Source organism: Paenibacillus cineris, from assembly GCF_018333335.1.
Taxonomy (GTDB): Bacteria; Bacillota; Bacilli; order Paenibacillales; family Paenibacillaceae; genus Paenibacillus_AQ; species Paenibacillus_AQ favisporus.
In genome coordinates, this window is the sequence record NZ_BORU01000001.1 from 3,633,216 (window position 1) to 3,652,602 (window position 19,387).

Annotated in this window: 15 protein-coding genes; all 15 read right to left on the bottom strand. The window is 55.9% G+C overall.

All coding sequences use genetic code 11. The features are described from left to right. Positions 1-65: 65 nt before the first annotated feature. Positions 66-722 carry a YdcF family protein gene (locus KI379_RS16835; protein ID WP_212984262.1) on the bottom strand — a complete coding sequence of 219 codons (657 nt, stop codon included), beginning with the start codon at positions 720-722 and terminating at the stop codon, positions 66-68. Beyond that, positions 719-1,276, bottom strand: a complete 558-nt coding sequence (locus KI379_RS16840; RefSeq protein WP_076171208.1) for a DUF402 domain-containing protein — start codon at positions 1,274-1,276, stop codon at positions 719-721. The genes KI379_RS16835 and KI379_RS16840 overlap by 4 nt, the downstream gene beginning before the upstream one ends. 140 nt (positions 1,277-1,416) lie before the next feature. Next, positions 1,417-4,116 carry a penicillin-binding protein 1A gene (locus KI379_RS16845; protein ID WP_212984263.1) on the bottom strand — a complete coding sequence of 900 codons (2,700 nt, stop codon included), beginning with the start codon at positions 4,114-4,116 and terminating at the stop codon, positions 1,417-1,419. Positions 4,117-4,308: 192 nt separating this feature from the next. Further along, entirely contained in the window at positions 4,309-4,548 is a 240-nt protein-coding gene (hfq, locus tag KI379_RS16850) for an RNA chaperone Hfq (RefSeq protein ID WP_076171204.1), read from the bottom strand. 19 nt (positions 4,549-4,567) lie between these two features. Then, complete coding sequence (gene miaA, locus KI379_RS16855; protein WP_212984767.1) at positions 4,568-5,548, bottom strand: tRNA (adenosine(37)-N6)-dimethylallyltransferase MiaA; 981 nt, start codon at positions 5,546-5,548, stop codon at positions 4,568-4,570. Next, positions 5,538-6,329 (bottom strand): class I SAM-dependent methyltransferase, encoded by a 792-nt coding sequence (locus KI379_RS16860; protein ID WP_212984264.1) that lies wholly within the window; start codon positions 6,327-6,329, stop codon positions 5,538-5,540. The genes miaA and KI379_RS16860 overlap by 11 nt, the downstream gene beginning before the upstream one ends. A 138-nt stretch (positions 6,330-6,467) precedes the next feature. Next, positions 6,468-8,573, bottom strand: coding sequence for a DNA mismatch repair endonuclease MutL (mutL, locus tag KI379_RS16865; RefSeq protein ID WP_212984265.1), 2,106 nt, complete (start codon positions 8,571-8,573; stop codon positions 6,468-6,470). A gap of 57 nt (positions 8,574-8,630) precedes the next feature. Further along, entirely contained in the window at positions 8,631-11,402 is a 2,772-nt protein-coding gene (gene mutS / locus KI379_RS16870; RefSeq protein ID WP_089547917.1) for a DNA mismatch repair protein MutS, read from the bottom strand. 63 nt (positions 11,403-11,465) lie between these two features. Beyond that, a complete protein-coding gene (locus KI379_RS16875) occupies positions 11,466-12,725 on the bottom strand; it encodes a putative amidoligase domain-containing protein (RefSeq protein WP_212984266.1) in 1,260 nt (419 codons plus the stop codon). Positions 12,726-12,839: 114 nt separating this feature from the next. Then, the gene (locus KI379_RS16880) at positions 12,840-13,400 is read right to left on the bottom strand and encodes an outer spore coat protein CotE (protein ID WP_089547919.1); all 561 of its coding nucleotides are present in this window, start codon (positions 13,398-13,400) and stop codon (positions 12,840-12,842) included. A 265-nt stretch (positions 13,401-13,665) separates the two neighbouring features. Next, positions 13,666-14,643 (bottom strand): aromatic acid exporter family protein, encoded by a 978-nt coding sequence (locus KI379_RS16885; RefSeq protein WP_089547920.1) that lies wholly within the window; start codon positions 14,641-14,643, stop codon positions 13,666-13,668. Positions 14,644-14,867: 224 nt separating this feature from the next. Continuing rightward, positions 14,868-15,713, bottom strand: coding sequence for an ABC transporter permease (locus KI379_RS16890; protein WP_212984267.1), 846 nt, complete (start codon positions 15,711-15,713; stop codon positions 14,868-14,870). 26 nt (positions 15,714-15,739) lie between these two features. Next, positions 15,740-16,510 carry an ABC transporter ATP-binding protein gene (locus KI379_RS16895; RefSeq protein WP_076171190.1) on the bottom strand — a complete coding sequence of 257 codons (771 nt, stop codon included), beginning with the start codon at positions 16,508-16,510 and terminating at the stop codon, positions 15,740-15,742. 25 nt (positions 16,511-16,535) lie between these two features. Next, positions 16,536-17,546: an ABC transporter substrate-binding protein gene (locus KI379_RS16900; protein ID WP_212984268.1), complete on the bottom strand. Its 1,011-nt coding sequence runs from the start codon at positions 17,544-17,546 to the stop codon at positions 16,536-16,538. A 209-nt stretch (positions 17,547-17,755) separates the two neighbouring features. Then, positions 17,756-19,273: a carboxypeptidase M32 gene (locus KI379_RS16905; RefSeq protein ID WP_212984269.1), complete on the bottom strand. Its 1,518-nt coding sequence runs from the start codon at positions 19,271-19,273 to the stop codon at positions 17,756-17,758. Positions 19,274-19,387 lie beyond the last annotated feature (114 nt).

Genomic DNA, 19,387 nt, shown 5'->3' on the forward strand with positions numbered 1-19,387 from the left:
TCTACAGAGATGTATTCTCTATTCAATGTATTCTACTTGCCCAGGCGTTATTAGCAGTTTCCCATCTATTTCAGGCCTGTCAGCAGCAGCAGCTCATCCAGCTTCCATTTGGTGTAGGCCAGCACTTCCCGCGGCTTGTGATACTTCATCTGAAGCGTTCTGGACTCTGTTAAACCAAGGGCCGGTCGGGTGTAGTCCAAAAATTTCGCAATGTCCAATGAGCGCATGCCATGGTATTGATGCGTAACGATGACGGCGCTTTGCCATCCCCGTTCTCTCATAATCTCCCGGCTGAACAGCAAATTTTCATAGGTACTCGTCGCCTTGTTTTCCAGAATAATAGCGGATGCCGGCACGCCGTGGTCCACCAGGTAATTCCGCATGCCTTCGGCTTCGGTATACTTGTAATCCGCCCGGTCCAGGCCTCCGGTGACGATAATATACGGAAACTTGCCTTCCTGATAGAGGCGGAGCCCTTCGTCCAAGCGTTCCCGGAGACCGGGGCTCGGCGAGTCCCCCCACATCGATGCGCCGAGAATAATGCCGACATCGCTTGCCGATGCCGGTACGGAGCTGTGGGCCCCGTTCATGAGCCGCCATGCATACCCGACCCACAGCAGTCCGAGCAGGACCAGAACGGCGAAGGTAATCAGCAGCTTTCGAAGCACGGACATTTTCTTATGCTTGGTTACGGCCACCGGCCCCCCGCTGCGGACGTTCATGACTTCCTCCGGAATTCACCGTTGTCAAATAGTCTCTTCCGGTCCTCAAGGGACATGAGGAAGTACGGAAACTGATGCGCATCAATAGCTTTCATTACGTTCTTCGCCGTTGAGATTGCCAATTGGTAGTCTTCCCTGGTGATATCCCCACGGGTCAGCGCATCATCCAGTTCGTCCTCATCCAGCAGGAACACCTCTCCGTTTCGAAGGACGACCACATCCAGATACAAATCGTCAAACCAAGGCACGCCTTGTTCCGTGACCCCCTGCGTTTTGCAGGTGTCGATGTACCATTGGATAATTTCGCTCCGTTCGTCGAACATCGCCGTGACAATATAATGGCTGTTATGTGGAAAGTACTGCAGCCATGAGTATCCTTTATCCGCGATGCGGTAAGTGTGATTTCCGTAGTTTTTCCAGAGCGGCTCTTTCAGGTTGTAAATCGTGTACAGCGTAATATAGCCTGTAAATGCATCGCTCTCAACATAACGGCAGGCGAAGCGGCGGCGGGAAATCCGGCGCCAGTTCGCTCGATCTCCAAATTTTCGTTTCATGGAAAATTCCCTCTCCAATATGGTGTCTTCAGCTTATCACATTTGGGAATCACACTCAAAATATTGCCTGACAGATGTGCGGACAGCAAAAAAAAGACCCCCAAATGAAAGGGGTCTAAAACAAAACTTATTCTATTCGGTTACGGAGTGGTCACGGTTCCTGTGCTGCCGGAACTGGAATCACCCGGGTTTTGGAAGGTCGTTCCGTCGGTGCTCCCGGTTCCGTCACTGCTGCCATTGTCGGTCGTTCCGCCGTTCTCAGGCGGGGTTATCGTACCTGTGCCGCTATCGCCGGTTGTATCCCCGCTGGATCCGTCGCTGCCGTTATTGGCGCCGCCTCCATGGCCACTGCCGTTGTTGCCATTGGAACCGCCGTTCCCGTTGCCGTTTCCATTGCCGTTATTGCCCGGGCCGCCGTCATTCCAATTTCCATTATTACCGTTATCGCTCCCATTTCCGTTACCCATATCGCCGTTATCTCCGCCCTGGCCGTTGTCGGTATTGCCGTTATCCGGGTTACCGTTTCCGTCCTGACCGTTATCTCCGTTGTTCTGATCAGGCGGGGTTTGTTCATCAGGCGGTGTATCGATCGTGATCTGCACCGTATTGGACGGATCCGACTCGGTACCCGAATCCGGGAAGTATGCCGTGACATAGTATTCGTACGTCATACCCGGCAGTGCTCCCATATCCTGGGCCGTCGTGCCGGCTACGCCATCCAGAATCAGCGAGTAGTTCGCTTCGGACGATTCTTTGCGGTAGATACGGTACTGGGCGTCGCCGGAATCTACACCGTTCCAGCTCAGCGTAACCGTCTGCGTGTCGATGTTGTAATCGGCGCTCAAGCCGCTTACGTGGCCCTGGTTCTGATCCTGCTCAGGTTCCTTCACCGGCTCCTGATCTTTGACTTTGTCCGGAACCGGGAACTCCTTCTGAGGGAAGTCCTTCACGACCTGGTCCATGACCTTGCCCCAGAAAGCCGCCGCCAGCGGACTGCTGTTGTGCAGCAGATGCGTTTTGTCCGGCTTGTCATAACCCATCCAAACCGCAGCGGTCAGTTCAGGCGTGTAGCCGACGAACCATACGTCGCGGTTCGATTTGACACCGGTATAACCGCTTTGCGTTGTGCCTGTCTTACCCGCTACCGGACGGTCGATTCTGGCTTTCCGGCCCGTACCGTCTTCAACGACCTTTTTCATCATTTCGGTCATTTGGTATGCGGTGTTTTCGCTCATGACTTTCTTAGCGCTGTCTTTATGCTCATAAACCGGCTTTTCGTCACTGTCGACGATCTTCTTGATCGAGTACGCCTCGTTCATCTTGCCGCCGTTGGCAAAGGCGCTGTACGCCTGAGCCATTTCCAGCGTGTTCGTTCCCTTGCTGATACCGCCGAGCGCCATCGCAAGGTTCTTGTCATCTTCGGTCAGCTGAATGCCGAGGGATTCCGCGAATTTGAAGCCGGTATTTACCCCGATTTGGTTCAGCAGCCAAACAGCCGGAATGTTCTCGGATTTCTGGATCGCTTCGGCCATGCCGATCGTATCCGAGTATCCGTGCAGGTTGCCTGGGCAGTAGCTGCCGAAGCACTGCTTCTTGTTGCTGAGCGACGAGTACATATCAAACTTGCCGCTTTCCAGTGCAGGCGCGTACGAGACGATCGGCTTAAAGGCCGACCCCGGCTGCCTGCGGCTGTTCGTGACACGGCTGTAGCCGCCGCGCGTATAATCCCGTCCGCCGAGCAGAGCGACGAGCGCTCCCGACTCCTGGTTCATGATGACCATGGAGCCCTGCACCGGCTGGTCATCCGGGCTTTTCTCGAAGTTCGATTCGTCTGCAAACTCTTTCTCCAGCACTTTCTGGGCATTCGCATCCATCGTCGTATAAATTTTGTATCCGCCGATGTTCAGATCGTCTTCGCTGAGCCCGGTAACGTCTTCCGCCTCATTCATGACATAGTCCATGAAGTTCTGATACTGCAGCTGTTTTTTCGGCGGTTTATACGTATATTCGACTTTTTTCGCGGCGTCGGCCTCTTCCTGCGTGATGTACCCTTCCTGGGCCATCAGGTTCAGCACGACGGCGCGGCGCTGCATGGACAAGTCCGGATTGCGCACCGGATTGTATTTCGAAGGACCCTTCGGCATAGCCGCCAGGGTGGCCATTTGCCAAACCTTCAGCTGATTCAAATCGCTTACGCCGAAATAATACTTCGACGCTTCCTTGATTCCGTAGATTTGCCCGCCGAAATTGATCCGGTTCAAGTACATCGTAATGATGTCGTCCTTGTTCATGTTCCGTTCCAGCGCCATGGCGATGGACACCTCGGTCGCCTTCCGGAAGAACGTTTTGTCCCGGGTCAGAAAAATGTTTTTGGCGAGCTGCTGCGTAATGGTACTGCCGCCTTCGACCTTGGATCTGGCGATGACGTCCTTGACGGCCGCCCGGCCGATCGACCACAGATCGACGCCGCTGTGCTCATAGAAGCGTTTGTCCTCTGTCGCCACAAAAGCCTCCTTCAGCAGCTTCGGAATATCCTCGCTCTGGACCGGATCGCTCTTCTGCAGGGACAGCTCCCCCATCAGATTGCCGTTGCGGTCGAATACTTTAGATGTTTCGTGTACGGTCAGCTTATCCTTGTTCGCCTGCAGCAGGCGCTCCCCGTTGACCGTAATATACAAATATCCGGCAAGCGCACAGAAGATAGCAAATGCACAGGTGAAAAATAACGTCCAAAACACGCGCTTTCCGGATATTTTTTTCTTCTTGTTCTTGGTTGTCTTTTTCATTGTCTTGGGCTGTTCTTTGTTTCTATCAGACCTCGACAGCTTGTTGTTGTCCATGGTACCCTCCTGACTCCCTTTTTGATTTCTAAGCTCGGAATGAAAAGAACAACCCTTGCAGGTTGCTCCGCTCCATTTCCTATGCTTACAGAATGAACGTCTAATAACGGATTTACCCGCATCCCCGCCATTCTATACTCTTTAACGAAAGTCATTTGAAAAAGTTTCAGCTATGAGGCTTGTCCTGTTAAATTATACCTCGTTCTGGGTTTCCTGCATCAGGGATACATTGCGTTGAGGCGTAACCGTTGAAATCGCATGCTTGAACAGCATTTGCTGCTTGCCGTCCGTATCCACCACGACGGTGAAGTTGTCAAACGCCTTGATTAAGCCTCTGATTTGAAATCCGTTCACAAGAAAAATGGTGACAGGGATGTTTTCTTTGCGAAGCTGGTTTAAAAATGTATCTTGGATATTGATGGATTTGTTCATTAGCCGTACCCCCAACGATTCAATTAGATTGTTTTGAAGTATATTCAAGATTTAAGAGAAACTTTCCTGCTATTATATCACGGATTGCGGCGAAATTCGCGAGAAAATTTCCCGTGTCCGTGACGTCCACCCACTGGATTTCCTTCATGTGGCGGAACCAGGACAGCTGGCGTTTGGCAAACCTGCGCGTATCTCTCTTCAAAATTGCAACAGCCTCTTCCAGGGTAGCTTCACCCTGCAAATATGAGATGATCTGTTTGTAACCCAGTCCCTGCATCGAGACCAGATCCGGTCCGTAGCCCTTATCCAGCAGAGAAGAAACCTCTTCTACCAAACCCTGCTCCAGCATCTCATCGATACGGGCTTCAATACGTTTATATAGCATTTGCCTATCCATTGTCAAACCGACCAGGCATAATTGATACGGCGATTCCCGGGTTTGGCTCTTCAACTGGGCCGAAAGAGGGATACCCGTCAAATGATAGATCTCAAGCGCCCGAATAATGCGCCTTTGGTCATGGGGATGCAGCCTCAGGGCGCTCTCCGGGTCGACTTCCGCCAGCCGGGTATGAAGTGCCTCGGCACCGTAACGCTCTGCATAGTCGGCCTGCTCCTGCCTGAACGCCTTGTCCTCTCCCGCTTCGGCAAACTGAAAACCATAGCAGACCGATTCCACGTACAGACCGGTTCCCCCGACGATAAAAGGCAGCTTGCCCCTGGCATGGATATCCGCGATCAGCCGGGAACATTCTTCCTGAAACTCGGCGACCGAGTAGGCTTCGTCCGGCTCGTGTATGTCGATCAGGTGATGAGGGATGCCCTGCATCTCTTCTTTGGTAATTTTGGCTGTCCCGATGTCCATCTGGCGGTAGACCTGCATGGAATCCCCGGAGATAATCTCGCAGCCCAGCGCCTTGGCGATCTCAATGCTCATTTTGGTTTTGCCGACGGCCGTGGGGCCGATCAGCACCAGCAGCCGCGGCTTCGTCTCAGTTGTCAAGCGGTCGGTCAACACATATCACTCCATACGAAATTTTTGAATGCGGCCGGTCGACCGGCACGAAGCCGAGACGGGCAAATTCGCCGCTGCCTTTTTTCTCCTTCAGCACAACGGTCTTGCGCGCGACCCGGACAGCTTCGCGGATGCTCTCCGGCTGCAGCGGGTCGCTGTTGGCAAACCCGCGCAGCGGACTGATGGACGAAGAATCCATCAGCGGCTCGCGAAACATCGGGTCGAAGTATACGATGTCCACGCTGTTGTCCGGCTGTCTGCGCAGCACGTCCAGATGATGGCCGCAGGCCACCCGGATCCGGCGCATGGCGTCATCCACCTCGGCCAGGCCGGAACGGTAGTGAGCCAGCCCTTCGGCAAGCATCGCCGCCAGGGCCGGCGAGCTTTCAACCGCGGTGACATGCGCGCCGGGCCCTCCTTGGACCGCAAATACGAGCGAATCCGACCCGAGGCCTGCCGTACAGTCGAGCACCGTGTCCCCCGCAGTCATCGACGCCGCATCCAGCATCGGGTCGCTCTCGCCCTTGAGCAGCCGCTTGGCGCGGACAAAGCCCATGCTGGGATGAAACTCCATCGGCGGACTTCCCGGCCTGACAAGCCTCGCTCCACCGTCCAGCACGACGATGATTTCGTCATCGCCGTGCATTTTGGCCATTCTTGTTAATGGGGTGTGGCTTCTCGGGACATATTTGCCCCCCGTCTCGTTGGCCAGGGCGACCGCCCTGCCTACGATCGATTCAGCCGCTTTATCCCCCGTCGTAATAATCATGACAATCTCCAATCCTGTATAAAATCGGGCACCAGCCAAGCAAATGCGCTGTTGGTTTAGTTATACACCTTAATTCGTTTTATGAACCGTCCTTCTCCGTCACTTTCCGCTGCCCGCGTTGTTGAACCGCCTGCCGCGTTACATAACGCGCTTAAACAGTTTTTCCAGGTCATAGGTCGAAAAGGAAACGACGATCGGCCGCCCGTGAGGGCAGGTATAAGGTTGACGGCATGCCGCAAGGCGGTCCAGCAGCGTCGTCGCTTCCTGCTCGGTCAGCTTCTGGTTCGCCTTGATTGAAGCTTTGCAGGAGCAGAGAATGGACGACGTCTCGCGGAGCTTGGCCAGATCGATGCTCCGCTCACTGAGGACCCATTCGGCCATCTCTTCGATCAGCGCCTTCTCCTCCCCTTTAGGGAACCAGTATGGATGGGAAACCACGCGGAAGGTTTGCCCGCCGAAATGCTCCAGATATACGCCGACCTGCTCGAACCAGTGCAGTTTCTGCGTCAGCTGCTCCGACTCCGACGGCGTAAACTCCAGCGTGATCGGCAGCAGCAGCTCCTGGGAGGCATCGGCCGGACGGCCGAATTTCTCGTAATAGAATTCGTAATTGATCCGCTCATGCGCTGCGTGCTGGTCGATCAGGAACAGCCCGTCCGCGTTCTGGGCGATCAGGTACGTCCCGTGATGCTGGCCGATCAGCGTCAGCTCCGGAAAAGGCGGAATTTCGGGCGGCGCCTCTGTGCTCGCCAGCAGCCGGCTGGCCAGCGCTGGATTCGAGCTCTGCGATACCCGCCCGCTCTGCGACAAGTTCAGCCGGTATCCGGGAACCGTATTTTCGCGTACCGTCTCGCGCGCAGAATACGGAAGCTTCTGCTGCGCATAGGCAGCTTCACCGGGGTTGCGCACGCTTCCTGCATTCGGGCTGCTCTGACCGGAATAGCCTTGCTGCGCCGGTGCCTGTGCACGCGGGCCGGAGAGGCCCGTGCCGGCGCTTTCCGGCCCGGCAGCTAGAGGCGACTTCACCGGCAAGCTGCCTGATGCGCTCACCGGAGTGAGGGAGCCGTTAGCGTCCGAATTTCCGGTGTGACCGGCTGGGCCGGGATCCTGCGTCAGCGGGACTTCCCCGCCGTCCATGAGCCCGTCCATCGGACCGGCTTGCGGGGCCGGGCTTTTGGAGAAGTGAAATTGCTCCTGAATAAACGATCCTTTATCCTTACCGCCGATGCTCTGCTTAACCGGCTGCGGAATGAGCACTTCCTGCCGGAGCACCTGATGGATGCTGCTCTCCACGAACGGGAACAGCTCCTGCTCTTTGCTGAAGCGCACCTCCAGCTTGGCCGGATGCACGTTGACGTCCACCAGGGACGGATGCATCTTGACTTCCAGGACGGCGAGCGGGTAGCGGTTGATCGGCAGCAGCGTATGGTACGCCCGCTGAATGGCCTGATTCAGGCCGTAGCTGCGGATGTACCTCCCGTTGACGATGATCGAGATCCCATTCCGGTTCGAACGGGTCCAATCCGGACGGCTGACGTACCCGTCGATCGTAAAGTCGAGGTTCTCCGCATGGATCGGCAGCAGTGCCTTGGCGGCCTGCCGGCCGTATATGGCGGCGACCACCTGCAGCAGATCCCCGTTCCCCACGGTCTGCAGCAGCACGTTTCCGTTATGCCGCAGCGTAATCGCGATCTCCGGATGCGACAGGGCGATGCGGTACATGTAATCGGAAATATGCCCCAGTTCCGTCTGGATCGTCTTCATATATTTCAACCGTGCCGGCGTGTTGTAGAAGAGTTCCCGGACCGTCAAGTCGGTTCCCTTCGGCGCCGCCGTGTCCTCTTCGGTCACGAGCCTGCCGCCTTCGATGACGATTCGCCGCCCGAGCCCGTTATCGGCGCTCGCCGTGACCAATTCCACTTTGGCCACGGCGGCGATGCTCGGCAGCGCCTCGCCGCGGAACCCGAGGCTCGTGATGTTGAACAGATCTCTGCTGTTTTCGATTTTGCTCGTCGCATGGCGGTAAAAGGCGGTGCTAACGTCTTCCGGCTCGATCCCCGAACCGTCGTCGGTTACGCGAATGCTTTCAAGCCCGCCCTCCTCTACCGTGACTTCGATTCGAGAGCTTCCGGCATCAATGGCGTTCTCCACCAGTTCTTTCACAACCGAGGCGGGACGCTCAACCACTTCGCCGGCCGCTATCTGGTTGGCTATGTGCTCGTCCAAAACGCGAATTTTCGCCATACCGTTCCCCCATTTCAAAAAAAGATATGAACGGACAATCGGCCTTGTCCCACTTGTTTACAGATCCTTTGCCTTCATTTTCAGCTCGTTCAGCAGCTGCATGGCCTGCAGCGGCGTCATGTTCATGACGTCGGCGCTCTTCACCGATTCCAGGATTTGCGTTACCGCTGGATGAACCGGCTGCGGTTCAGGAGCGGCAGCGCTTCGCTTCACCGGCTCCAGTTCCTCATCCCCGAATATCGAGAGCTGTACGACTTCTGCAACGCTTGACTCTCCCCGGCCTGAAGCCGTCTCCTGAACGGAAGCTCCGACGGCCGGTTCGGCGTGCCCTGCTTCCGCATCCGTCAGCGAACGTTCCCATTCGCCAGCATCCGCCCGCTCCCTGAGCTGTACCGGCGGTTCAGCCTTGGTCGCTTCTGCGGCCGCAGCGGTCTGGGCCGCGCTTTCCTCAAGGCCCTGCAGCAGCGTGTATGCCCGTCCAATAATGGACGACGGCAGCCCGGCCAGCCGGGCGCAGTAGATGCCGTAGCTGCTGCCGGCAGGCCCGGCGATCAGCTTCCGCAGGAAGTGAACCTTGTCGCCGCTCTCCTGCACCGCCATGGAGTAATTGCGCAGGCTCTGCAGGCTGTCCTCTAAATGCGCAAGCTCGTGAAAATGGGTCGATACGAGCGCCTTGCAGCCGATCGTATCATGGACATATTCGATCACCGCCTGGGCGATGGCCATGCCTTCGCTGGTCGATGTTCCCCGGCCCAGCTCGTCGATAATGATCAAGCTGCGCGGCGTCGCTTTTTCGGTCATGACCTGAATGTCGGCCATTTCCACCATGAACGTGCTCTGACCGCCGATCAGATCATCCGCCGCTCCGATCCGGGTAAAGATCCGGTCCACGAGCGGAATTTCCGCCGCCTTGGCCGGCACGAAACACCCGATTTGCGCCATGATCGAGATCAGCGCCACCTGCCGCATATACGTACTCTTTCCGGCCATATTCGGCCCGGTAATGAGCAAAATCGCCGCTTCCTCCCGGGTCAGACGGGTCCCGTTGGCAATGAAGGAGGCGTCCTTCATCACCGCCTCGACCACCGGATGGCGCCCGTTCTCTACGACCAGGTCATAACCTTCGGTCAGCTTGGGCTTCACAAAGCCCTGCTCCGCGCTGACGGCTGCCAGCGACTGATAGACGTCGGTGACGGCGACCTTCTCGGCGAGTGCCTGCAGCCGCGGGATTTCCGCGCTCAGCCGGTCCCTTAGTCCGCTGAAGAGGGAATATTCGAGGTCCACCATTTTGTCCTGGGCTTCGAGAATGAGCCCCTCTTTCTCCTTCAATTCCGGCGTTACGAACCGCTCGGCATTGGCCAGCGTCTGCTTCCGTTCGTACCGGCCTTCCGGGAGGGTGCCCAGATTCGATTTGGTCACTTCAATGTAATACCCGAACACTTTGTTGAATCCGACCTTCAGCGAGCGGATGCCCGTCGCTTCACGCTCCTTGGCCTCAAGCTCGGCGATCCAGCGTTTGCCGTTCACGCTGGCTTCTCTGAGCTCGTCCAGATGATCGTGATAGCCCGGCTTGATCAAGCCGCCGTCCCTCACAGATACGGGCGGATCGTCGACGATCGCCGCGTCGATCGCTTCATAAAGATCGCGGCATTCGTCCATCTCCGCCGCCAGCTTCCGCAGGGTGGAAGACGCTGACGACGCGCACAGCTCCTTCAAGGAAGGAATTTGCGCCAGCGACAGCTTGAGGGCGTTCAGGTCCCGCCCGTTCGCATTGCCGAAAGCGATTCTTGCGACCAGCCGCTCCAGATCGTAAATGTCTTTCAGTGCAGCCCGCAGGTCTTCCCGCAGGATAAACTGGTTGTAGAGATGCTCCACGGCTTCCAGGCGCTCTTCGATCGGCCCGCGGTGCAAAAGGGGCTTGTCAATCCATCTGCGCAGCAGCCGGGCCCCCATCGACGTTTCGGTCCGGTCCAGCAGCCAGAGCAGCGACCCTTTCTTGGATCGGTCGCGCACCGTCTCGACGAGCTCCAGGTTTCGCCGCGTGAACGGATCGAGAATCATGTAATGGCCGGGTTCATAGGGCGAAATTTGCGTCAGCTGGCCGAGCGAACGCCGCTGCGTCTCGCTCAGGTATGAAATAAGCACGGCCACGCATGCCTGCCGCTCCGGATCAAGCCGGGCCCAGGCCGATTCGCCGAACTGCGCGCGGACCGTCTGCTCCTCCCTTTTCTCCCATGACGTGTAGACGACCGGCCGGCTCCACTGGAGCTGTTCCGCCTTGATCAAATCCAGCATTTTCGGGTCCCCGATCACTTCCGCCGGTTCGTAGATGCCGATTTCGTCGCGCAGCCACTCCACGGATGCGGGCATGGAAGTCACGTACAGCTCGCCTGTCGTCAGATCGCAGGCCGCCAGCGACATCATGCGGTCGGTCTCGGTCACGCATACCAAATAGTTGTTGGATTTGTCAGCTACGTTTTTGCCTTCCATGATCGTCCCCGGCGTCACGACGCGGACGATGCCGCGCTTGACCATGCCTTTGGTCACCGCCGGGTCCTCCAGCTGCTCGCAAATGGCTACTTTGTAGCCCTTCTCGATCAGCCGCTGTATGTAACTCTCAGCCGAATGGTAGGGAACCCCGCACATCGGGATTTTTTCGTCCCCGCCGCCTTCCCGGCCGGTTAACGTAATTTCCAGTTCCCGGGAGGCCTTTAAGGCGTCCTCGAAAAACATTTCGTAAAAATCGCCCAGGCGGAAAAACAAAAACGCATCCTGGGCTTGCTGCTTGATTTCCAAATATTGTTCAATCATTGGCGTATACTTGGCCATGAGGTACCTCCAGACTTCACTTGTGCTCACGCCCTATTATAACAGAAAGTAAGTGGGCGGGAATCAAGGTTCGACCGGAATGTTCCACAGCGGCCGGATATCCCTGCTCTCGTTCCACGTTGTTCCCCGCTCGATATGCGCCAGGAGCGGTTCGATAGAGCCGGCGTAATTGCCGTAATCCGGCAGCTGCCGGATCTCACCGAACAGCGGCCGAACAGCTGGCTTCAGCACCTCGCGGTCACCCCGGTAATACGCCCGGTGCACCCGCTCGCTCGCGTCCAGCGGCCGCATCTTCAGCGCTCTGTAATGGCTGACGATCAAATAGGAGAGGTACACCACCCCTTTAGCCAGCAGGGGGGACACAAGAAAGCTCGGCAGCGTGCGGTATTCGAAGCCGCCGTGCGGCTGGCGGCGAAAGTCGCCCAAATAGCCGTATTTGGGCCGCCGCGCCCGGCTGTTCTCGTCTTCGAGCAGTGAGACGGGCAGCGTCAAGTAGTTATCCAGCGCCCGCAGCAGCTCCGGGGTAAGCACAATGCCGCTGAAATGCAGATGCCCGCCCAGCGGCAAACCGGGTCTGGGCATGCCCCCCGCCTGCCAGATGAGCGACCGGTCCCCGATCATCCGGCCGGCGGCCTGCATCGTGAACATCAGGCGCTTGAGCAGACCGGTGGGGTCCCCGCTTGGATCCGGGCGAAGCTCGGCGATGGGGAAGGTCGTAAAGCCATCGCCGTGGACGGCGTCGCAGCCGACCTCTCCCTCCCGGTCCAAAAACCGGGATGCGGGAACCATCTCGTTGCTGCCCGCATCCACAAGCACAAACTCCGGATCCATGCCCATCACGAGGCGGATCCCTTCCTCCTCTTCCCGCCGTAGCCGGCGGGCAAGCTCCGTCTCCGCCCGGTCATAACGCGCCTTGATGCGCGGATCTTTGATTCCGGAGGAAGGCGTGACACGCTCAACGCCGAACTTCCGCTCTCCGGAGGAAGCCAGCACGACTTCGCCCGAGTCGAGACCAAGCGTATAAAGGGCCCGCACCGCCGCCTTCTCCAGGCGGGCATACAGCCCGATGAGCGGTGCCTCACCCGCGTGGGCCGAACCGACGGGAACACGCAAGCCGTCTGCGCTTCCCTCGACGCGCTTCAAGTCAACGGCTTGCAGGCAAGTGACGTTAACGGCGTATCTTCGCCGGTATCGGGCGGACTCCCGGGCAGCCGCGTCCTCTTCCGGCAGCAGGAGGGAGCTGATGCCGGAACGGACCAGACGGGCATGCTTGACCCGGTCGGGCCAGCCGGCATACCGGGCTTCTTTTTCCTCCTCTGTCACCCTCATCCCCCCCTCACTCGCTGAAAATAAAATAAAAAAAGGAGGGCATCCGCCCTCTTCGCCGCCGCTCTCCCGGCATATAGTACATCATACCTCTTTTCCTTGCTCTACGAATTACAGCTCATCATCAAGGGAATCGGGATCGAGATCCTCATAGTCCCCATCGTCGCCATCGAATTCGAATTCTTTGTCGTCGTAGTCGCCATGGCCGCGGCTGCACACCAAAACACGCACCTTGGTCTCGGCGACGAGCTCGACCGCAAATTCCCGCTCCACGCGGATGATGACATTGCCGCCTCCCGAAGAGACACTGGCTTCAACGCAGCTCGGCTCCTGCGTGGCCTCCGCAGAGACTTCGACGGTTGAAGCCCGGTGTTTCGGATCCAGGTAAGACAGCGGTACGAATTCTACATAAGATACCGTTTCTTTGGCAACGTCAGTTTGGGAGTTTTTGTCGTAGGAATACCAGATGTTGCAATCGTAAGTACCAATAACTTCAATTCCGTCGCCTGCGGCAACCGCTTCGTACTGATGGTTTATAATCCATGCCCCCAAAATACTGGTAGGATTATGAGGCGGAGTCACGGTATGTGTTACGGTAGAGAACTTACGACCCTTGCCGCAGATCGCTTTCGTGATGATCTCTCTACATTGATGTTTATCGCTTAATGACATCTTTGAACCTCCTCCATACAATCATTCACTTAAGTGTATGCAGGACATAGGCATTTGTTGATTAAACGAGCATAAATGAATGAAATATTATTGTGATCGCCCGGCTAGAATAGGAATAATGCTATGACGCGAGCGCCGAAATACCTTGGCTGGCCTGCATTTTACGGCCCTTATAATCTAGTCTGAAACTTTTCGTCACTCTACTTTATGCGGCTTTTATTGTATAAAAACCCCTTGGCAGCTGCCAAGGGGTTTCTTTGCGTTTTCAGGACCCGGCAGAGGGTTTTCGCAACTTGCCCGGTGCTGGCGTCTTATTTTTTTTCGCGATTTTCAAATATTGTCCCAGCTCACGAATCAGCTGCAAAATGGCCGATCTGACTTCAAACTCCTCCCGCGTCGCCGGAAGCTCCATTTCTTTAAACTCCTTCTCGAGGGCGACCAGCAGCTTCTCCGTGCGTCCCGTGTAGTTTTCCTCCGTTACGTCCCTGCTGAGCTGTTCGAACAGCTCGGCTACGTCATCCGCCTGCGGCAGCTTCTGATAGACGTGGGAAATGAGCTGCAGCATATTTTGGATCGACTCCAGCTGCTCTTTTCTCATATAAAAATAGATGGTCCACGACTCGTCAGGGTGCAGCACCTGGTTTTCCATCTCCCGGCTCGCGGCTTCCTTGCCGCTCTGAATCGCTTTTCCCGCGGCGATGAGTTCATGCCCGTCCCATACGTAGGAAGGGTCGCGAAGGGTTAGTGCGATCTGTCTGAAGATTTTTGAAAACTGCTCATCCACCCGCCTGCGGATCGACGTCATTTGCTCAGAAGCCGGGGGCATGTACACCATGTTGACGAGCATGGCCGAGCCAAGCCCGATCACGAGCAGCTCAACTTGCGTCACGATGACATCCGTGCTGACTTCCGCACTGCCAAAAACCCGGAACACTACGACCGAGCTCGTAACGATGCCTTCCTTGAAATTTGCCCGGGTGATGGCCGGAAAGGCGATCAGAATATATATCGCGAGCACCCAGTAATGGAAACCAAGCAGTTCAAATAAAATGCAGGCAAAGAACAGTCCAAGCAGCGAGGCGAAAAAACGTGCGGATACCGTCTTCAGGCTCCTTTTTCGCGTCACATCGACCCCGAGCACGGCCAGGATCCCCGCCGACAGCGGTCCCGTCACGCCGCAGGCATCCGAGACCAGAATGGCCATCAGCGTCGCAATAGCCGTTTTAATAATACGAAAACCCATGAAACCGCCTCTCTCTATACATGTTGACGTATTTCATGGTACTTGATTTTGATGCTTCACACAACGTGACATGGATATGAAATTTTCAGAAATACATTCAATGTTAATCAAAAGCCGGTGAGGCTGCGGTCCGGGAAAGGGCAAAGGCTCTATGCCACAGCAAGTATATCCGCACCTATCTTTTCTTTCCCGTCTCCGCAGTCCCGGCCCTTCCAGGCTGCTCCCTACTGCCGATGCGCAAGCAGCTTTCTTTCAATATAAACGACCAGCTGGTACATAGCCGTGGCGACGACCGCGATGATCATCAGGCTGGCAAGTACCAGCGTAAAGTTGAACACCTGGAACCCGTAAATGATCAAATAACCGAGACCTATTTTTGCGACAAGAAACTCGCCTACGATCACGCCGACCCATGCCATGCCCACATTAACCTTCAGCGTGGAAATGATGGTCGGAAACGACGCCGGAAGGATGACCTGGTTGAATATCTGCCTCCGGGTTCCGCCAAACGTGCGGACGACCTTGACCAGGTTCGGGTCCACTTCCTTGAATGCGTTATAAACGACCAGCGTTGTCACAATGACGGTAATCGACAGCGTCGTAATGGTGATGGCCATAAAGCCTGCGCCGAACATCACGATGAAGATCGGACCAAGCGCCACCTTCGGCATACTGTTGAACACGACCATATACGGATCCAGCACTTTTGAAAGAAACGGCGACCACCAGATTAAGACAGCCAGCAGCGTCCCCACGATCGTTCCCAGCAAAAATCCGACGACCGTCTCGCCCACCGTCACGCCCAAATGTCCCCAGAGCTCTCCGCTGACCGCATCCTTCCAAATTTGCGCGAACACCTTGCTCGGATAGCTGAACAGCAGCACGTCGATCCATTTTAAACGTCCGGCGACTTCCCACAAGGCAAAGAACAGCACCAGAATGGCCATCTGAACGGACAGGACCTGTGCCCGCAGCTTGCGCTGGCGGCGCAAATGAGCTTGATGCAGAGCATCGAGGCTGGAACCCCGGTCCCTCCGGATCACTTCATCCGATCTAAGCACACTGTTCATACGCGCCGCCTCCCTTCTTCCATATGTCAGTCTTCCTCCGACTCCATCTCGCGCCAGATTTCGTGAAACAATTCATTGAAACCTTCCTCCTTTCTGGCATAGAAAGGCTGTGTCTCCCGGATGTGCCCGGGCACTTCAAAGGTACGGCGGATTCGGCCGGGATTTTTACCCAGCAGAACGACCCGGTCGCTGACGGCCACGGCCTCGGATAAATCGTGCGTGACCAGAATTGCCGTCTTGTTCTTTTCCCGCAGCGTCCCGGCAATTAAATCTTCAAGCTGCAGTTTGGTCTGATAGTCAAGCGCCGAGAAGGGCTCATCGAGCAGCAGCAGTCCGGGATCGGTCGACAGCGTCCGTACCAAGGCAACCCGCTGCCTCATCCCACCCGACAGCTGCTGCGGGTATAGGCTCCCCGTTCCTTCCAGTCCCATTTCGTCAAGCAGCTGCGTCAGGTGATCCATCGATTCCCGCTGCAGGCGCCCGGTTACCTCAAGCCCGATGGCCGCGTTCTGAAGGATTGTGCGCCAAGGGAACAAATAATCCTGCTGCAGCATATACCCGACATCCGGGGAAGGCCCCTCCACCTTCCGCCCATAGACAAGCACCTCGCCGTTCGTCGGATGCAAGAGCCCGGCGATCATGGACAGAATCGTCGTTTTTCCGCATCCGCTCGGTCCGACCAGGCTGATGAACTCTCCGGGATGTACCGTCAGATTCAGTCCTTCGACAGCAAGCGAAGCTTCTCGGTCGTTAACGTATACATGCGTCAAATTTTTAAGTTCGACTACCGGCTCCATGCGCACGATCTCCTTTCCATAACCATTATTTCACGGACGATTTGGCCTTTTCGGCAAAACTGTTGTCCACGATGGCGGAGGCAGGCACCTTCTCTTTCAGTTCGCCAGCCTGATTCATGACGTCCAGCAGGTTGTTCCACTCCGTCTCATCCACGACGGGATCTGTCGCGTACGTTCCCTGATCCTTATACCGTTTGACCGCCGAGACAACGATATCCTTATCGGTGTCCTTAAAATAAGGAAGAATGACGTCGGCGATCTCCTCTGGGGTGTGCTGCTGGACCCAATTTTGGGCTTTCTGGAGCGCGTTCGTAAATTTCTGAACCGTTTCGCCGTTCTTCTTGATATAGCTCTGCTTGCTCATAAAGACAGTATAGGGCAGATGTCCGCTCTCCACTCCGAATGAGGCGACGACATGCCCTTTGCCTTCTTTTTCAAAAATCGAGGCCTGCGGCTCAAACAGCTGCACGTATTCACCCGTTCCGGACAAAAACGCCGAAGCAATATTGGCAAAATCGATGTTTTGGATCAGGTTCAGATCCTGATGCGGATCGATGCCATGCTTTCTCAGCGTAAACTCGCCGGCCATCTGCGGCATGCCGCCCTTGCGCTGCCCGAGGAAGGTTTTTCCTTTCAGCTGGTTCCAGTCCAACTCTCCTTCACCCTGTCTTGAGACGAGGAACGTGCCGTCCGTCTGCGTCACCTGACCGAAGTTGATCACAGGATCGTCCGAACCTTGCTGATATACGTAAATCGACGTCTCGGATCCGACCAGAGCCACATCGATGGCACCCGAGAGCAGCGCCGTCATCGTCTTATCACCGCCGGGAATCGTCTGCAGCTCCACATCCAGTCCTTCTTCCTTAAAAAAGCCTTTCCCAAGCGCCACATATTCCGGAGCGTAAAATACCGAGCGCGTCACTTCGCCGATTTTGACCTTCACGTCACCCTTGCTTCCGGAGCAACCGGACAGCACGGCTGCGCAAAGGAGAACCGCCGCAAGCACCAGGGCGAATCCACGTTTACTCTTTCTCATTGTCATTGTCCTCCATCCTTCTTCGCGTTCCAGCCATATGCCATCTTATGCATGCGCCCAGCAAAGGGTTAAACATGGCCACGGACGAACACAAAAATACCCCCGCCATTTCCTCAAGCAGCCTCGGGGCTTCTTTACGGAAGTGACAGGGGTGCTTCTGTGCTTACGCTTGGATGGTTGGATCTGATGTCAAGCGTTCCTGCGCTGCATTACAATTGATAAATTTCCTTATACTTCGTTTCGAGGTATTCGGCCAAATAGTCCGGGTTCAGCTCTTCGCCGGTCACCTGCAAAATAATCTCGGACGGCTTGCGGCTCTTGCCGTAGCGGTAAATCTTCTCCGTCAGCCATTCGCGGATCGGTGCCAGATTGCCTTCCTTAATATGCTGATCCAGCTCTGGCATCTCCTTGCGCAGCGTGTTCATGATTTGCGCAGCATACATGTTGCCGAGCGAATAGGAGGCGAAGTAACCGAAATCCCCGCCGGACCAGTGCACGTCCTGCAGGACGCCCAGGCTGTCGCTTGGCGGCGTAATGCCGAGGTACTGCTCGTACTTCTCGTTCCATACCTTAGGCAGGTCCTTGACCTCAAGCCCTTCATTAAACAGCATCTTCTCGATTTCATAGCGGATAATAATGTGCAGGTTATACGTCAGCTCATCAGATTCGATCCGGATCAGGGAGTTCTCCACGCGGTTGACGGCCCGGTAGAAATCATCCAGCTGCACGTCTTTCAGCTGCTGCGGGAAATGCTGCTGCAGATCGGCATAGTAGCGTTCCCAGAAGGCGCGGCTGCGTCCGATCATATTTTCCCACAGGCGGGACTGCGATTCGTGAATGCCCATGGACGTTCCTTGGGCGAGCGGCGTTCCGGCCAGCTCCTTGCTCACGTTTTGCTCGTAGAGGGCATGACCGCCTTCATGCAGGGAGCTGAACAGCGCGCTCGTTACGTCGTCCTGCAAATAATGGGTCGTAATCCGCACATCTCCCGGGTTCAAGCCGGTCGCAAACGGGTGTACGCTCTCATCGAGGCGCCCGGCTTCGAAATCGTACCCCATTTCGCCCAGAATGAAGCGGCTCATCTTCGCCTGCTGCTCCTGCTCAAACAGCTGGTCCAGGAACGACGTATCCGGTTTGTTCGGAGATGCCGCAATCGCCTCCACGAGCGGCACCAGCCGGTCACGAAGCTTGCTGAACACCTGGTCCAGCTTCTCAACCGTCATATCCGGCTCATAACGGTCCAGCAGCGTGTCATATGGCGTTCCTTTGACGCCCCAATATCCGATGAATTCCTTCAGCATGCCCACGAGCTTCGTCAAGTTCGGCTCCAGCATGGCAAAGTCGCTCTTCGCCTTCGCTTCCTCCCAAATCGTCTGGGAATGGGATGACAGCACCATAAATTCCTGAAACTTTTCCGCCGGGATGCTTTTGTTCTCGTCATATTCTTTTTTACACTCGTCAACGATCCTTCTGGAAATATCGTCCAGGCCCTCATATGTATCAGGACGGGTCAACGCCTCCAAATACGAGCCCATTTCATCCGAAATTCGGAGTTTGAAATCTTCCGCCGACAGCATCCCGATCACCTCGGAACGCTGCTCTGCTCCTTTACGAGGTGCGCCCGTCCGCAAGTCCCAGTGCATCAAGCCGATGGCCTCGTCATAGCTTCTGATTTTGCGGACCAGTCCGAGAAATGAGTCCAATGTCGCTTTTGCTTCTTTTTCCATAATTAGGTTCACCTCACGCCGAATTTTTTCTTCCTTCTTGATGATACTTTTACTGGAAAGTATAATCAATATTTAATAGACGCTATTATCCTTTTTACATAGGGAAGGAGCCTG

Excerpts from the sequence above, each read along its gene's own strand:
- KI379_RS16835 (WP_212984262.1), bottom strand. The coding sequence starts at position 722 with ATGAACGTCCGCAGCGGGGGGCCGGTGGCCGTAACCAAGCATAAGAAA.
- KI379_RS16840 (WP_076171208.1), bottom strand. The coding sequence starts at position 1,276 with ATGAAACGAAAATTTGGAGATCGAGCGAACTGGCGCCGGATTTCCCGC.
- KI379_RS16845 (WP_212984263.1), bottom strand. The coding sequence starts at position 4,116 with ATGGACAACAACAAGCTGTCGAGGTCTGATAGAAACAAAGAACAGCCC.
- hfq (WP_076171204.1), bottom strand. The coding sequence starts at position 4,548 with ATGAACAAATCCATCAATATCCAAGATACATTTTTAAACCAGCTTCGC.
- KI379_RS16860 (WP_212984264.1), bottom strand. The coding sequence starts at position 6,329 with ATGATTATTACGACGGGGGATAAAGCGGCTGAATCGATCGTAGGCAGG.
- mutL (WP_212984265.1), bottom strand. The coding sequence starts at position 8,573 with ATGGCGAAAATTCGCGTTTTGGACGAGCACATAGCCAACCAGATAGCG.
- mutS (WP_089547917.1), bottom strand. The coding sequence starts at position 11,402 with ATGGCCAAGTATACGCCAATGATTGAACAATATTTGGAAATCAAGCAG.
- KI379_RS16880 (WP_089547919.1), bottom strand. The coding sequence starts at position 13,400 with ATGTCATTAAGCGATAAACATCAATGTAGAGAGATCATCACGAAAGCG.
- KI379_RS16885 (WP_089547920.1), bottom strand. The coding sequence starts at position 14,643 with ATGGGTTTTCGTATTATTAAAACGGCTATTGCGACGCTGATGGCCATT.
- KI379_RS16890 (WP_212984267.1), bottom strand. The coding sequence starts at position 15,713 with ATGAACAGTGTGCTTAGATCGGATGAAGTGATCCGGAGGGACCGGGGT.
- KI379_RS16895 (WP_076171190.1), bottom strand. The coding sequence starts at position 16,510 with ATGGAGCCGGTAGTCGAACTTAAAAATTTGACGCATGTATACGTTAAC.
- KI379_RS16900 (WP_212984268.1), bottom strand. The coding sequence starts at position 17,546 with ATGAGAAAGAGTAAACGTGGATTCGCCCTGGTGCTTGCGGCGGTTCTC.
- KI379_RS16905 (WP_212984269.1), bottom strand. The coding sequence starts at position 19,273 with ATGGAAAAAGAAGCAAAAGCGACATTGGACTCATTTCTCGGACTGGTC.